Below are 14,196 nucleotides of genomic sequence, written 5' to 3'. Positions count from 1 at the left end.
AAAGATCGACACCATCTTCGTCGCCGACCACGTGTCGATCTGGGATTCGGTCAAGAGCGGCATCGCCCACTACGCCAATGCCCGACTCGAGCCTTTGACGCTGCTGTCGGCGCTGGCCGGTGTGACCAGGCATATCGGCCTGATCACCACGGCGTCGAGTTCCTACAGCGAGCCCTACAATGTGGCGCGCATGTTCGCCTCGCTCGACCATATCAGCAAGGGCAGGGCGTCGTGGAATGTGGTCACCTCGGCCATGGACGAGGAGGCGCGCAATTTCGGCCGCGACGGCAATATCGAACATGCATTCCGCTATGAGCGCGCAGCCGAATTCCTCGATATCGTCAAGGCGCTGTGGGACAGCTGGGAAGACGAAGCATTACTGATCGACAAGGCGTCGGGCTATTTCGCCGATCCCGACAAGGTCCACCCGATCGACCACAAGGGAAAGCACTTCAAGGTGCGCGGACCGCTCAACGTCTCGCGGCCGCCGCAGGGCCATCCGCTGATCGTCCAGGCCGGCTCGTCCGAGGACGGCAAGAACTTTGCCACCGCCCAGGCCGATGTGCATTTTGCCATCTTCAGCACCAGGGAAGACGGCATCAAGTATCGCCAGGACATCAACGAGCGTCTTGCCCGTCACGGCAGGCGGCCGGAGAGCTTCAAGATCCTGCCGGGCATCCTGCCGATCGTTGCCGCCTCCGAGGCGGAAGGCCGGGAAAAGCAGGAGTATCTGCAGACCTTGCTTCCCGACCAGGTCGGCATTGACCTTCTGTCGAGCTGGAGCGGCATCGATCTCTCCGTCTATCCGCCGGACGGGCCGCTGCCGCCGCTGCCGGACGAGAGCACCTTCAATGGCGGACGCACGTCGCTCTACCGGGTCCGGCAGTGGTCGAAGCAGAATCTCAGCCTGCGCGAGATTGCCCGCAAGCTTGCCAACAGCGGCTCGGTGCCGACCGTAGCCGGCACGCCGGCGCAGATCGCCGACCAGCTGCAGGATTGGTACGTCTCGGGTGCCGCCGACGGCTTCAACCTGATGTTCCCGCTGCTGCCCGAGGACTGGGTGAATTTCGCCGAGCAGGTGGTGCCGGAGCTGCAGCGCCGCGGCGTGTTCCCGACCGAGTACGCGCCGGGAACGCTGCGCGACCGTTTCGGCCTGGCGCGGCCCGCCAACCGCTTCGCCGAGCAGCGCGATAATGCGCGCGCCGTGTCCTGACCCCGGAGACCGCAGATGACCGCCGCACCCAGACTGCAGCCGCGCGAAGCGACCGCGCCGCATCTCGTCAATGTCCTGCACAGCCCCAAGCGCGTGCGCGTCAAATTCGGCGGCCGCACCATCGCCGACAGCCGCAACGTGCTGGTGCTGCGCTCCAACCACTTCCTGCCGATCTATTTCTTCCCGGTGGCGTCGGTCGATGCGTCGGTGCTGAAGCCCTCACTGCATCGCGAGCCGCACGCGGTCGGTGGCGAGACGGCCTACTGGGATATCGACACCGGCGACAGGCGCAGCGCCAACGCGGCCTGGTCGTTCGTGTCGCCGCCGGGTGAAAACCTGTCGCCGCTCGCCGGTCGCATCGCCTTCAGCTGGAAGCTCGTCGACCAGTGGTTCGAGGAGGACGAAGAGGTCTTCGTCCATGCCCGCGATCCCTATGCCCGCATCGATGTTTTGCAAAGCGCGAGCCATGTGCAGGTCTGGTTCGACGGCGCTCCGATCGCCGACAGCCACCGCCCGGTGCTGCTGTTCGAGACGCATCTGCCGACGCGCTTCTACCTGCATCCGGATGACATCAATCTGGAGCGGCTGACGGCGTCCGCCACAACGACGCGATGTCCTTACAAGGGCATCGCTTCCTATTGGTCCGGGCTCGTCAGCGACGGTTCGGTGCGCCCGGACATCGCCTGGAGCTACCGCGACCCGATCGCCGAGATGCCCAAGATCAAGGGCCTCGTCGCCTTCTACCCGCAGGCCGTGGATCGCATCCATCTCGACGGCGAACCCGTCGCATAGAGCAGCTTTTCAATCTTCATTTCAGACAGGGGTTTAGAACATGACCAAACACAGAGATATCGACGCACTTCGCAATCTGTCGGGGGACATCTGGAATGTCGCCGTCGAYGAATATCAGGGCGGCTTCCTCAAGCGCCGCGATCTGCTGAAATACGCAGCGCTGCTCGGCCTCACAGGCTTTGCCGCGTCGCAGGGACTTGGAGGCGCGCGCGCATCAGCCGCTGCCGGCGGCATTGTCCGCGTCGGGCTCGGCCAGCCGACCAAGGCGATCGATCCCGTGTCGGTCACCGATCCGGCCAGCATCGGAGTGATCAGCCAGGTCGGTGAATATTTGATCCTCGACGATCCCAAGGACGGGCTGCAGCCGAAGCTCGCTTTGTCCTGGGAGGCCGACGAGACCGCCAGCCGCTGGACCTTCAAACTGCGTCCGGGGGTGAAATTCCACGACGGCCGCACGGTCACCGCCAAGGACGTGGTGGCTAGCTTCGAGCGGCTTGTCGATCCGGCCAGCGGCTCGTCGGCGCTGTCGGCCTACAAGGGCATCCTGTCCAAGGGCGGCGCCAAGCTGGTGGACGACGAAACCGTCGCATTCGACCTCGACGGTCCCAACAGCAACTTCCCCTTCTATGTCTCCTCCGACGTCTACAATGCCGTCATCCTGCCGGCCGACTACGCCGGCGATTTCGAGAAGACCTTCAACGGCACCGGCCCGTTCAAGCTCGAATCCTTCCGTCCTAAGCAGGGCGCGAGCTTCGTGCGCAATCCAGACTACTGGGGCGACAAGGCGCTGCCTGACCGTGTCGAGATCAAGTTCTTCGACGACGAGCAGGCCCAGGTGCTGGCGCTGCAGGCCGGCCAGCTCGACGTCATCCCGAGCACGACGCGGCTGGAACTGGCGATCGAGGGCAATCCCAACTTCAAGCTGCTGAGCGTGCAGGCAAGCTCGCATGACCAGGTGCACCTGCGGACCGACCAGGCGCCGTTCACCGACAAGCGCATCCGTCGCGCGCTGGCGCTTACGCTCGACCGCGAGGCGATCGTAAAGAGGCTGCTGAAAGGCCGCGCCATCGTCGGCAACGACACCCCGTTCGCGCCGGTCTTCCCCTCCGCCGACCCGTCGGTGCCGCAGCGCAAGCAGGATATCGCCGAGGCCAAGCGGTTGCTGGGCGAGGCGGGCGTGCCGAATGGCTTCGAAGTGACGCTGACCACCGAGCGCGCCTATGACATTCCCGACTATGCGGTGATCATCCAGAACTTCGCCAAGAAGGCCGGCATCGACGTCAAGCTCAATGTCCTGCCACAGGACGCCTATTACGGCTCGGCGACCTTCGGCAGTTCGCCCTGGCTGGATTCGGTTCTCGGCATCACCGACTACGGCCATCGCGGCACGCCCGACATCTTCCTCAACGCGACCCTGAAGAGTTCGGGGGCCTGGAACGCGGCGCATTTCAAAAATCCGGCCTACGATGCTCTGCTGCTCGACTACTCCAAGGCACGCGACCTCAACGCCCAGCGCCTTGCCGCCGGCAAGATCCAGACCCTCCTGCTTGACGAAACGCCGGCGATCATCAGCTACTTCTCGCAGTACAGCCGGATCACCAGCACCAAGGTCGAGGGCGTGCGCTTCACGGCGATTTCGCACCTGTTGCTCGACCGCGTTACCTTCGTCCAGGCATGATGCTCAAGCGAGGAGACGTCCCATTCCGATTCCATCGGGATGGGACTGGTTCAAGGCAAGGCGGCAAGACGCGATGCTGAGTGGCCGCACCGTATCGGCGCGCGCGGGCACACTTCTGCTCACGCTGTGGCTCGTCAGCATACTGGTCTTCTTTGCCGGGCAGGTTCTGCCCGGCGATGTCGGCCGCGTCATGCTCGGGCCGTTTGCCGATGCGCAAGCGGTGGCGGAACTGAACAAGCGGCTCGGCGTCGACCAGCCGGTTCTCGTCCAGTACTGGCGCTGGTTCGGCAACGCACTCACCGGCGATTTCGGCACCTCCCTGTCGATGGGCGGACCGGTGGCGCCGTTCGTGCTGGAAAGCCTCAAGCGCTCCGCGGCGCTTGCCGGCATCATCCTGGTTTTGCTTGTTCCGCTAGGGGTCGGCGCCGGCGTCATCGCCGGTCTCAATGCGGGCCGCTTCATCGACCGGCTGATCGTGATGGCGGGCGTTTCCTTCGGCATTGTCCCGGACTTTGTGTCCGGTCTGATGCTGCTTATCGTTTTCGGCCTGTGGCTGAACTGGTTCCCGATCTCGGGCGTCGCGCCCGATGGCGCGGGCTTCTGGACGAATGGCTACTATTTGATCCTGCCGGCGCTGCCGCTGGTGCTGAACCTTGCCGGCTATATCGCCCGCATGACGCGGGCCGGCGTGATCGAGGCGATGGCCGCCGACTATACACGCACCGCCGTGCTAAAGGGGCTCGAGCGGCGCGAGATCATTTTTCGACATGTGCTGCGCAATGCGCTGACGCCGACCATCGCGGTGCTTGCGACCCAGACCGGCTACATGCTTGGCGGGCTGGTGGTGATCGAAGCGCTGTTCGGTATCCAGGGCCTTGGCAATCTGGTTCTGAACGCGGCCAAGGCACGCGATTTCCCGATGCTTGAAGCCGGCGTGCTGGTGATGGCGGCAATATTCGTGCTGTCGGCGGCGGCAGGCGACCTCGTGCTGGCCTTGCTCGATCCGCGACAACGCCGAAGGGCTTTGTCATGACGGACCTGGCGGAGTTTCCCGCGCCGCGGCGCGCGGCGGTCGGCTTGGCGGCGACGCGCAGGATCGGCAGCGCTTTTGCCGGACTGCCTCCGTCGGTCGTGGCCGGTTCGCTGGTGCTGCTGTTCTGGATCGCGTGCGCGCTGTTCGGCAATCTCTTCGTTCCCTACGATCCCTATGCCGAGGATTTTCTGGCGATGCTGACGCCGCCCGATGCCGTGCATTGGTTCGGCACCGACCAACTCGGCCGCGACGTGCTGTCCCGCATCGTCGTCGGATCGCGCGATATCCTGCTGGTTGCGCCGCTCGCCACGCTTGCCGGTGTCACCGCCGGCAGCATCATCGGGCTGGTGCTCGGCTATTTCGATGGCTTGGTCGATGCCATCGGGGCGCGGCTGCTCGACACGCTGATGGCGTTTCCGTTCATCGTTCTCGTGACCATGACGCTTGTCGCGATCGGCCCATCGAACCTGACCGTTGTTCTGGTGATCGCCATTGCCTACGCGCCGCTGGTGGCGCGGACCGTTCGCGCCGCCGTGCGCGAGCAGAAGCAGCGCGATTATGTCAGCGCCGCCCGGCTTGGCGGGGAGGGTGCTCTCGCCATCATGTTCCTGGAGATACTGCCCAATATTCGGGAAACGATCCTCATCGAGCTCGTCACCCGGCTCGGGTACGCGTTCTTCTCGATCGCCACGCTGAGCTTTCTCGGCCTCGGCATCCAGCCGCCTTCCGCCGACTGGGGACTGGCCGTCGCGGACGGCTACGGCTTCCTGACCGGCGGCAAATGGTGGGTCGTCGTCTTCAATTCCTCGGCAATCGTCTCGCTGGTGATGGCGACCAACCTCATCGCACAAGGCATAGGCGCCTTCGAAAATAGCGATGTCTGAGCTTTGATGCTTCTCCGCCGGCGGCGGAGAGGGAAGCCATCCCGTCACAATGATCGCCCTGTGACACCGGTGCGTTGAGCACCTGGGATCGGGCGCGACGCGATCCCTCCGCATCGCGATCCCGGTCTTTCCGCCGACAAAACCTTCCATCGTTGCGCACGTTTCGATAGGGCGGGAGCGTGCTTCATGGGGACGGTCGAACAGAGCCGTTGACGCTGGCCCCCTTTACCTCCTAGGATTAAATCAAATTGATTTACGTTACTCGCCCGAAGAGGCGGAAATGCCGATCAACAATGGGAGATGAAGTATGACTGCCAGGCTGCCAGACCCGCATATGCGTTCCCTGCAAGACCCGTCGACGGCTGTTTCCCGCCGGCGGCTGTTGATCGGCACGGCTTTCGTCGCCGCGACCATCGCCACGACTTTCTCCTTCGGCGCGCGACCGGCGTCCGCCGAATCGGTGCTCGCCATGCACATCGAGGAACAGACGAGCTGGGTGCAGAACTTCAACCCCTTCGACCTTGGCGGGCGCCGCCAGAGCACGATGGATTTCGTCTACGAGCCGCTCGTCATCTACAACGACTATGACAGCGGCAAGCCGATCTTCCGGCTGGCGACGGGCTACAAATTCTCCGACGATCTGAAATCGATCACCTACACGCTGCGCGACGGCGTCAAATGGTCCGACGGTCAACCGCTGACCTCGGCCGACATGAAATTCACGCTCGAACTCATGCTGAAGAACCCGGCGGTCGACATTGTCGGCGTCGGCGGCAGCGTTGCCTCGGTCGAAGCGCCTTCGCCGACCGAAGTGAAGATCACTCTGAAGGACGTCGACACGCATTTCCCGGAATCGATGGCCGATTTCCCTGTCGTGCCCGAACACATCTGGAAGGATGTCGCCGATCCGCTTGCCTTCAAGAACGAGAAGCCGATCGGCTCCGGCCCGATGACCGAGATCCGCCGTTTCACGCCGCAGGTCTATGAGCAATGCCGCAACCCGAATTACTGGGACGCCGCCTCGCTGCATGTCGACTGCCTGAAGCTGCCGCAGATCTCCGGCAACGACCAGATGCTGGCACTGCTGCCGGAAGGCTCGATGGACTGGATCGGCTCGTTCCTGCCCGAGATCGACAAGACCTATGTCGCGCTCGACAAGGACCACAATGGCTACTGGCAGCCGCCGGCGGAAACCATCGCCTTCCAGGTGAACTTCAAGACCGCCAATCCGGCGCTGGCCGAGGCCTTCAACGACATCAATTTCCGTCACGCTTTCAGCCTGGTCATGGACCGCACGGCGATGGTGGACATTGCCGGCTTTGGCTATCCGGTGGTCAACCTGCACGCCAGCGGCCTGCCGCCGCGCTTCGACGCCTGGCGCAACAAGGCGGCCGAAGGCGACAAGGATGTGTGGATGACCTACGACGTCGACAAGGCCAACAAAGTGCTTGACGACGCCGGCTACAAGAAGGGCGCCGACGGCATGCGCACCACGCCGAAGGGCCAGCCGATCGCCTTCGCGATCATCGTTCCCAATGGCTGGACCGACTGGATCGACGCTGTGCAGATCGCCACAGAAGGCCTGCGCAAGGCGGGCATCAACGCCTCGGTGGCGACACCGGAATACGAACAGTGGCAAAAGCAGATTCTCGACGGCTCGTTCGATGCGGTCATGAACTCCCGCGCCGACGGACCGACGCCGTTCCGCGGCTACTACCAGTCGCTGTCGACGGCCTTTGCCGGGCGCATCACCAGTGCGCCGTCGCGCTACTCCGATCCGGAACTGGACAAGGTATTCGACGCCTACCGCAAAGCGACCACCGACGAAGACCGCAAGAAGCTGTTCGACCAGGTGCAGGTGATCATCGCCGACAATTTCCCGGTGGTGCCGGTGTTCAACGGACCGACCTGGTATCAGTATTCGACCAAGCGCTTCACCGGCTGGGTGACCAAGGACGAACCGGTGATGAACCCGGAGAACCACGACAACAACCGCATGCGGTTGATGCATCTGCTGCGCCTGAAGCCGGTACAATAAGTCTGAAGTAATGCCCTTCTCCCCTCATGAGGGGAGAGGGGGTCCGTGTCGCAAAATCCTGGCTTCGGCGGCGGTCGACGCGAGGCCGGATGCCGGACATGGTAAGATGCCTGCAGCCGCTTCTTCGTCCGTCGCTTCCAGCGACAGCTTCTCCGCCAAACGGAGAAGGCAATCGAGCACAAGGAACAGCCGATGCGGATTCCTCTTCGACGGCTTGGGGTCTATTTCGTCGCCTTCCTGTTTGCCATCGTGATGAATTTCACCGTTCCCCGGCTGATGCCGGGAAGCCCGGTCGACGGCATGATCGCACAGCTTGGGCCGCGCGCGACACCGGCGGCGATCGAGGCGATCAAGGCCCGCTTCGGTGCCGTCGAACAGCCGATCCTGGGACAATTCGTCGACTACATCACCGGCCTCGCCCGGCTCGATCTCGGCGTGTCGGTCAAATACTACCCGCAGACCGTCACCCAGGTCCTCGCCCGTTCGGCCGGCTGGACCGCGTTCCTGGTCACCACGGCGATCATCTTTTCCCTCTGCGTCGGAGTCTCCCTCGGCGCAGTGGCAGCCTGGCGGCGAGGCGGACGCTTCGATGCGTTCGTCTCGCCGTTTTCTGTCGTGCTGATCGCAATCCCGCCGGTCATCATCGGACTGGCGACCCTGTTCACCTTTGGCGTGACGCTGCGCTGGTTCCCGGTCGGCTATGCCTACAATCCCGACCTCGATCCGGGCCTGAACTTCACTTTTTTCGGCAGCGTCTTCTGGCACGCGGTGATGCCGGTGCTGACGCTGTCGCCCTATCTGATCGGTGAATTCCAGACGACGATGCGCTCCTCGATGATATCGGTGCTCGGCGAGGACTATGTCACCATGGGCCGCGCCAAGGGGCTCGGCGAGACCGCGGTGATGTTCTCCTATGCGGCGCGAAACGCCATGCTGCCGGTGCTGACCAATCTGGCGCTGATGCTGGGCGCGGTGTTCGGCGGCTCGATCGTCACCGAGATCGTCTTCAACTATCCTGGCCTGGGGCTGACGCTGTTCACTGCAAGCGTGGCGCGCGACTATCCGGTCATCCAGGGCCAGCTGCTGCTGATGACGATGGCGACACTCGGCGCCAATCTGCTGGTCGACATCCTCTACGGTGTCGTCGATCCGCGCATCCGGGAGGAACGGGCATGAATTTCGGTTGGCAACTTCTGTGGCGGCAGAAGAAGGCCGTCGCCGGCCTGATCATCGTCGCCGCGCTCTGCCTGATGGCGCTCTTCGCACCCATCCTGGCGCCGACCGATCCGGGCGAGCGTGTCGGCCGCTCGCACCAGCCGCCGACCGTCGAGCATTATTTCGGCACCACCAAGATGGGCCGCGACGTCTATGCGCAATTCGTCTGGGGCGCGCGCCCGTCGCTGGCGGTCGGTTTTGCCACCGGGCTGTTCATCACCGCACTTGGCACCATCATCGGGCTGGTCGCCGGTTATTTCGGCGGCCGCACCGATGCGACGCTGGACCTGATCACCAATGCGGTGCTGGTCATCCCCAATATCCCGCTCTTGATCCTGCTTGCTTCCTTCGCCGGCACGGTCGGTCCGGTCGCCATCATGATGATCATCGCTCTGACCTCGTGGCCGTGGGGCGCGCGCATGACGCGGTCGCAGACGATGGCGCTTCGCAACCGCGAGTTCGTCACCGCGGCGCGCATGGTCGGCGAGCCGTCCTGGCGCATCATCTTCGTCGAGATCCTGCCCAATCTGGTGCCGCTGATCGGCATCAACATCGTTGGCTCGATCATCTATGCCATCGTCGCGCAGACGACGCTCGAATATCTCGGCTTCGGCGATCCGCTCAACGTCACCTGGGGCACGATGCTCTACAATGCGCAGAATTCCTCCGCCATCATCGTCGGTGCCTGGTGGGACATCAGCGCGCCGGCCGCCGGCATCGCGCTCGTCGGCCTCGGCCTCGCGCTGTTGAACTTCACCTTCGACGAGATTGCCAATCCACAGCTGCGCTCCGGTCCGGCGCTCAGCCGCTGGCTGCGCCTCAGCCGTCTGCGCAAGCGCGAACTGGGGGCGGCACGGTGAACGAGGCGCTGCTGCAAATCCGCGACCTCAGCGTCGACTATCTTTTGGATAAGGGCGCCTTCCGCGCCGTCAAGAACGTGTCCTTCGACATTGGCCGCGGCGAATTGTTCGGGCTCGCCGGCGAATCCGGCTGCGGCAAGAGCACGATCGCCTACGCCATCACACGGCTGGCCAAGGCGCCGGCCTGGGTGGCGGGCGGCGAGATCCTGCTCGACGGCCAGGATCTTTTGAAACTGCCGGAAAGCCGCCTGCAGGAGGTGCGCTGGCGACGGATCGGCATGGTGTTCCAGAGCGCGATGAATTCGCTCAATCCACTGATGCGGGTCGAGGCGCAGTTCCACGACGTGCTGCGCCGGCATACCGGCTCGTCGCGCGAAAAATCGCGGGCGCGCGCCGAAGAGATGTTCAAGCTGGTGGGCATTCCGGTCAGCCGGCTGACCGACTATCCGCACCAGTTCTCAGGCGGCATGCGCCAGCGCATCGTCATCGCCATCTGTCTGGCGCTCAAGCCGGAGCTGATCATCATGGACGAGCCGACGACCGCGCTCGACGTGGTCGTGCAGCGCGAAATCCTCGAACAGGTCATCGACCTGCAGCGCGGCTATGGTTTCTCGGTGCTGTTCATCACCCATGACCTGCATTTGATGGCGCAGCTCTGTCACCGCATCGGAGTGATGCTGAAGGGCGAACTGGTCGAGGTCGGCGATGTCAGGCAGGTCAGCCGCGCGCCGGCGCACGACTACACGCGAAAGCTTTGGGGCGCGATCCCGCAACTGCCCGGCCATCCCTCGGTGAAGGACGCGATCACATGAATGCCGTGATGACTGTTCCCCCAGCAGCCATCGCGGCCGAGCCGATCGTCAGGCTGGACGGCATCGAGCGCAGCTTCGGCCTGGTGCAGGCGTTGCGCGGTGTCTCGCTGTCGCTGAAGGGCGGCCATGCGCTGGCGCTGGTTGGAGAATCCGGCTGCGGCAAGACCACCTGCGCCCGCATCATCGCACGCATGGATAAGCCGACCGGCGGCGAGATGCTCTATCGCGGCCGCAACATCACGCGGACCGGCACGGCCGCCGAGGAAAAGGCCTACCGCCGCGCCGTGCAGATGGTGTTCCAGGATCCGTTCGCCTCGCTCAACCCGGTGTTTTCGGTACAGCATCATCTGGCGCGACCGCTGGCGCTGCATGGCCATGCCAGGAGCAAGGCGGAGCAGGTGAAGGGTGTCGCCGATCTCCTCAACTGGGTCGGCCTCGAGCCGGCGCTGACCGCGCACAAGTTTCCGCATGAACTGTCGGGAGGCCAGCGCCAGCGCGTCAACATCGCGCGAGCGCTCGCCGTGCAGCCCGACGTGCTGGTCGCCGACGAGCCGACCTCGATGCTCGATGTCTCGATCCGCCTCGGCATCCTCGAACTCCTGGCGCGCATAAAGCAGGAGCGGCAACTGGCGCTACTCTACATCACGCATGACATCGCCACCGCCGCCCATGTCGCCGAAGAGGTGATCGTGATGTTCGCCGGCCAGATGGTCGAGTGGGGTGATACACTCTCGGTGATCGGTGATGCCCGCCATCCCTACACGCAATTGCTGCTTTCGGCGGTGCCGGACCCCGATCGGCCGTTCGTGGCTGGTGACAGCGCCCGCTTTCTCGGTCACGCCGAGGAGGTGCGACGCCTGAGCCGGCCATCCTCGACTGTGGTCAACAAGGTCGGTCCCAACCATTTCGTGCGCGCGCTGGGCGCGGTGTCCTGAAAATCAACGCCATAGGGTCTCCATGGATTATCTGGTCAATCTTTCGCTGCTTTCGCCCGATCCCGAACTTGATGCGCGTGTCCGCCGTGTCGCCGTCACCATTCGCCGGGCGTTGGCGCCGGAACTCGAACTGGTGACTGGCTGGGTGCGGCAAACCTTCAACGCCGGCTGGTCGAGCGAGACGACGGTGGCATTTTCGCGCCAGCCGGCCTCGTGCTTCCTGGCGACACGCGACGGCGAGCTGGTCGGCTTTGCCGTCTATGATTCGATCGCGCGTGGCTTCTTCGGCCCGACCGGCGTCGGCGAGGCCGCGCGCGGCGCCGGCATCGGCCACGCGCTGCTGCTGGCAACGCTGCTCGACATGCGGGTCATGGGCTATGGCTACGCCATCATCGGCGATGTCGGTCCGTCCGAATTCTACGAGCGCACCGTCGGCGCGACGCAGATCCCGGACTCCGAACCCGGGGTCTATGCCGGCTTGCTCAACACCCATCCCTGATCTCTTGTTCGAAAGCTTGTCATGACGCTTCAATCCAAATCCGCATTCCGTCTGGAAACGACCTGGGCACCGGCCACCGCCACCGACAAGCTCGCCTATTCGCTGACGCTCACCAATTTGTCGTCGAAGGCCATCGAAGGTTTTCGGCTGTGCGTCAGCGGCCCGGCCCGCATCGATCCGGCCGTCACCGTTGAAGGCGGCAGGCTTTCGGAACGGCTGTCCAACCATTCCGAATTCGCGCCGCCAGACGGTTTCGTGCTGCAGCCGCGTGAGACATGGACCGTCACCGCGCACGGGCTGAGCTATCCGCTGCGGCACTGGACCGACGGCGCCACCGCTGCCTACCTCGTGCTTGCCGATGGCACCGTTGCCCCAGTTGCGTTAGGTCCGACCAAGGCGATCGGCGACAATGCGGTGTTGAAGCGCGGCGCCGAAATCTATCCGGTGCCCGCGCAGGCGCCTGTGCCGGTTTCGATCATACCGTGGCCGCGCACCGTTTCCGTCTCCGGCCGACGCGCTGTTCCGCAAGGTCTGGCACTTCGGCCGAAGGGAACGGCAGCCGCCGATGCCGCCGGCGCGTTCGGTGACCTTGTCGACAGCCTGTTTGCCGTCGAAGGCATTGTGCGCAACGAGGCCGAAGGCGGCTTGCCGGTCGATCTCGGCATCACGGACGGATTTGGCCCGGAAGCCTATGCGATCCGCTTTTCAGCTGATGGGGTCGCGGTTTCGGCGGGAACGAGAACCGGATTGTTCTACGGGCTGGTCACGCTCGGCCAGATCCTGCGCGGGGCGCGATCGCACCCCGAGACGTTTCTCTTCCCGGCCGAAGGCGAAATCCGCGATGAGCCGGCGCTGGGCTGGCGCGGCACGCATCTCGACGTCGCCCGGCAGTTCTACGCAACGGCCGAGATCAAGACCTTCCTGCGCATCCTTGCCTGGAACAAGCTCAACCGGTTCCACTGGCATCTGTCCGACGACGAGGCGTGGCGGGTCGAAATATCGGCCTATCCCGAGCTGACGAAAGTCGGCGCGTGGCGCGGCCATGGGTTGCCGGTGCCACCCTTGCTGGGCTCGGGCTCCGAGCCGAGCGGGGGCTACTACACCAAGGCTGCCGTGCGCGAGGTCGTCGACCTTGCCGGCCAACTCGGCATCGCGGTCGTGCCGGAGATCGACGTACCGGGGCATTGCTATGCGATGCTGCAGGCGATACCGGAGCTGCGCGATCCCGGCGAGAGCGGCGAGTATTTCTCGGTGCAGGGGTTTCCCAACAATTGCATCAATCCGGCACGGCCGGAGACCTACATTGTGCTGGAGAAAATCCTCGACGATTTGATCGAGCTGTTTCCGTTCAAGACCATCCATGTCGGCGCCGACGAGGTGCCGCTGGGCGCCTGGTCCGGTTCGCCGCAAGCGCTGGCGCGGCTCACCGAGGTTGGCGGCGAGGGGCTGGCGGTCGCTCATGCCAAGCGTCTCAACGTGGTCACCAACACGCACGGCGCCGATGAGATCGACGGCTCGGGCGCGGCGGTGCTGCAGGCCGAGTTTCTCAAGCGCATACAATCGTTCCTTGCGTCTCGCGGCTGCGTCACCGGCGGCTGGCAAGAGGCGGCGCACGGCAATGTCATCGACAAGCAGAAAAGCTACCTCTGCGGCTGGCGAACGGTCGAAGCGTCGTCCGCACTTGCGGGCGAGGGCTATGCGATGGTGGTGTGCCCCGGCCAGGTCTATTACCTCGACATGGCCAACAGTCCGGCCTGGTCGGAACCGGGTGCGGCCTGGGCCGGCTGGTCCGATCCGGAAAAGCTGTATGGCTTCGATCCTGTCGAGGGCTGGACGGACGCGCAGAAGACGAAACTGCTCGGCGTGCAGGCCTGCATCTGGTCGGAGCCGATGACCGACCGCGCCGTCTTCGACCGGCTGGTGTTTCCCCGCATCTCGGCGCTGGCGGAAACAGGCTGGACGCAGCCGGAGAGAAAGTCCTGGGAACGGTTCAAGGCGCTCGCCGGGCTGATGCCGGTGCTCTACGGGGCGACCTAGCAACCTCCAGTTCGCCTAGCCGGCGTGCGGCTTTTGCAGGACGTCGAACTGCGGGTTGGTCTCGGAAAAGATCGGCAGCGCGGCGGCACCAAGAACCGAAGTGTCCTTGCCGGCGGCGCCGACAAGGACACGCGGCACGGTGCGGGCGCTGGTCGAGCTGACCGAGAGGTACAAGGGGTCGAGCCGGCTGGCCAGGAGCT

At 64.3% G+C, this 14,196-nt stretch carries 12 protein-coding genes and 1 pseudogene; 12 read left to right on the top strand and 1 reads right to left on the bottom strand.

Annotation, left to right across the window (positions count from 1 at the left end; genetic code table 11):
* The 12 genes from ACXJ7R_RS12030 to ACXJ7R_RS11975 form a co-directional block, all read left to right on the top strand.
* On the top strand, positions 1–1,213 hold a 1,213-nt coding region (locus tag ACXJ7R_RS12030), incomplete at its 5' end, for an LLM class flavin-dependent oxidoreductase (protein WP_457152027.1).
* 15 nt (positions 1,214–1,228) lie between these two features.
* Positions 1,229–2,005: a DUF427 domain-containing protein gene (locus ACXJ7R_RS12025; protein ID WP_457152026.1), complete on the top strand. Its 777-nt coding sequence runs from the start codon at positions 1,229–1,231 to the stop codon at positions 2,003–2,005.
* 40 nt (positions 2,006–2,045) lie between these two features.
* Positions 2,046–3,683, top strand: a complete 1,638-nt coding sequence (locus tag ACXJ7R_RS12020) for an ABC transporter substrate-binding protein (RefSeq protein ID WP_457152025.1) — start codon at positions 2,046–2,048, stop codon at positions 3,681–3,683.
* A 73-nt stretch (positions 3,684–3,756) separates the two neighbouring features.
* The gene (locus ACXJ7R_RS12015; RefSeq protein WP_457152024.1) at positions 3,757–4,716 is read left to right on the top strand and encodes an ABC transporter permease; all 960 of its coding nucleotides are present in this window, start codon (positions 3,757–3,759) and stop codon (positions 4,714–4,716) included.
* The gene (locus tag ACXJ7R_RS12010; protein ID WP_457152023.1) at positions 4,713–5,600 is read left to right on the top strand and encodes an ABC transporter permease; all 888 of its coding nucleotides are present in this window, start codon (positions 4,713–4,715) and stop codon (positions 5,598–5,600) included. Before ACXJ7R_RS12015 ends, ACXJ7R_RS12010 begins: the two co-directional genes overlap by 4 nt.
* A gap of 307 nt (positions 5,601–5,907) precedes the next feature.
* The gene (locus tag ACXJ7R_RS12005; protein ID WP_457152022.1) at positions 5,908–7,638 is read left to right on the top strand and encodes an ABC transporter substrate-binding protein; all 1,731 of its coding nucleotides are present in this window, start codon (positions 5,908–5,910) and stop codon (positions 7,636–7,638) included.
* 192 nt (positions 7,639–7,830) lie between these two features.
* Complete coding sequence (locus tag ACXJ7R_RS12000; RefSeq protein WP_111543179.1) at positions 7,831–8,814, top strand: ABC transporter permease; 984 nt, start codon at positions 7,831–7,833, stop codon at positions 8,812–8,814.
* Positions 8,811–9,713: an ABC transporter permease gene (locus tag ACXJ7R_RS11995; RefSeq protein WP_457152021.1), complete on the top strand. Its 903-nt coding sequence runs from the start codon at positions 8,811–8,813 to the stop codon at positions 9,711–9,713. Before ACXJ7R_RS12000 ends, ACXJ7R_RS11995 begins: the two co-directional genes overlap by 4 nt.
* Complete coding sequence (locus tag ACXJ7R_RS11990) at positions 9,710–10,525, top strand: ABC transporter ATP-binding protein (RefSeq protein ID WP_457152020.1); 816 nt, start codon at positions 9,710–9,712, stop codon at positions 10,523–10,525. Before ACXJ7R_RS11995 ends, ACXJ7R_RS11990 begins: the two co-directional genes overlap by 4 nt.
* A gap of 8 nt (positions 10,526–10,533) precedes the next feature.
* Positions 10,534–11,460 carry an ABC transporter ATP-binding protein gene (locus ACXJ7R_RS11985; protein WP_457152019.1) on the top strand — a complete coding sequence of 309 codons (927 nt, stop codon included), beginning with the start codon at positions 10,534–10,536 and terminating at the stop codon, positions 11,458–11,460.
* Positions 11,461–11,482: 22 nt separating this feature from the next.
* The gene (locus tag ACXJ7R_RS11980) at positions 11,483–11,959 is read left to right on the top strand and encodes a GNAT family N-acetyltransferase (protein WP_457152018.1); all 477 of its coding nucleotides are present in this window, start codon (positions 11,483–11,485) and stop codon (positions 11,957–11,959) included.
* 21 nt (positions 11,960–11,980) lie between these two features.
* Positions 11,981–13,996 (top strand): beta-N-acetylhexosaminidase, encoded by a 2,016-nt coding sequence (locus ACXJ7R_RS11975; RefSeq protein WP_457152017.1) that lies wholly within the window; start codon positions 11,981–11,983, stop codon positions 13,994–13,996.
* 15 nt (positions 13,997–14,011) lie between these two features.
* On the opposite strand, the pseudogene ACXJ7R_RS11970 reads toward ACXJ7R_RS11975, so the two are convergent.
* A pseudogene (locus tag ACXJ7R_RS11970) lies at positions 14,012–14,196 on the bottom strand (sugar kinase); the annotation flags it as partial.

The organism is Mesorhizobium sp. P5_C1 (assembly GCF_054049815.1).
The sequence above is the reverse complement of the archived record's forward strand: the minus strand, read 5'-3'. Positions and strand labels throughout refer to the sequence as shown.

Bases quoted from the DNA above. Each gene is read 5' to 3' on its own strand.
- ACXJ7R_RS12025 (WP_457152026.1), top strand. From the start codon at position 1,229: ATGACCGCCGCACCCAGACTGCAGCCGCGCGAAGCGACCGCGCCGCAT.
- ACXJ7R_RS12015 (WP_457152024.1), top strand. From the start codon at position 3,757: ATGCTGAGTGGCCGCACCGTATCGGCGCGCGCGGGCACACTTCTGCTC.
- ACXJ7R_RS12010 (WP_457152023.1), top strand. From the start codon at position 4,713: ATGACGGACCTGGCGGAGTTTCCCGCGCCGCGGCGCGCGGCGGTCGGC.
- ACXJ7R_RS12005 (WP_457152022.1), top strand. From the start codon at position 5,908: ATGACTGCCAGGCTGCCAGACCCGCATATGCGTTCCCTGCAAGACCCG.
- ACXJ7R_RS12000 (WP_111543179.1), top strand. From the start codon at position 7,831: ATGCGGATTCCTCTTCGACGGCTTGGGGTCTATTTCGTCGCCTTCCTG.
- ACXJ7R_RS11995 (WP_457152021.1), top strand. From the start codon at position 8,811: ATGAATTTCGGTTGGCAACTTCTGTGGCGGCAGAAGAAGGCCGTCGCC.
- ACXJ7R_RS11985 (WP_457152019.1), top strand. From the start codon at position 10,534: ATGACTGTTCCCCCAGCAGCCATCGCGGCCGAGCCGATCGTCAGGCTG.
- ACXJ7R_RS11980 (WP_457152018.1), top strand. From the start codon at position 11,483: ATGGATTATCTGGTCAATCTTTCGCTGCTTTCGCCCGATCCCGAACTT.
- ACXJ7R_RS11975 (WP_457152017.1), top strand. From the start codon at position 11,981: ATGACGCTTCAATCCAAATCCGCATTCCGTCTGGAAACGACCTGGGCA.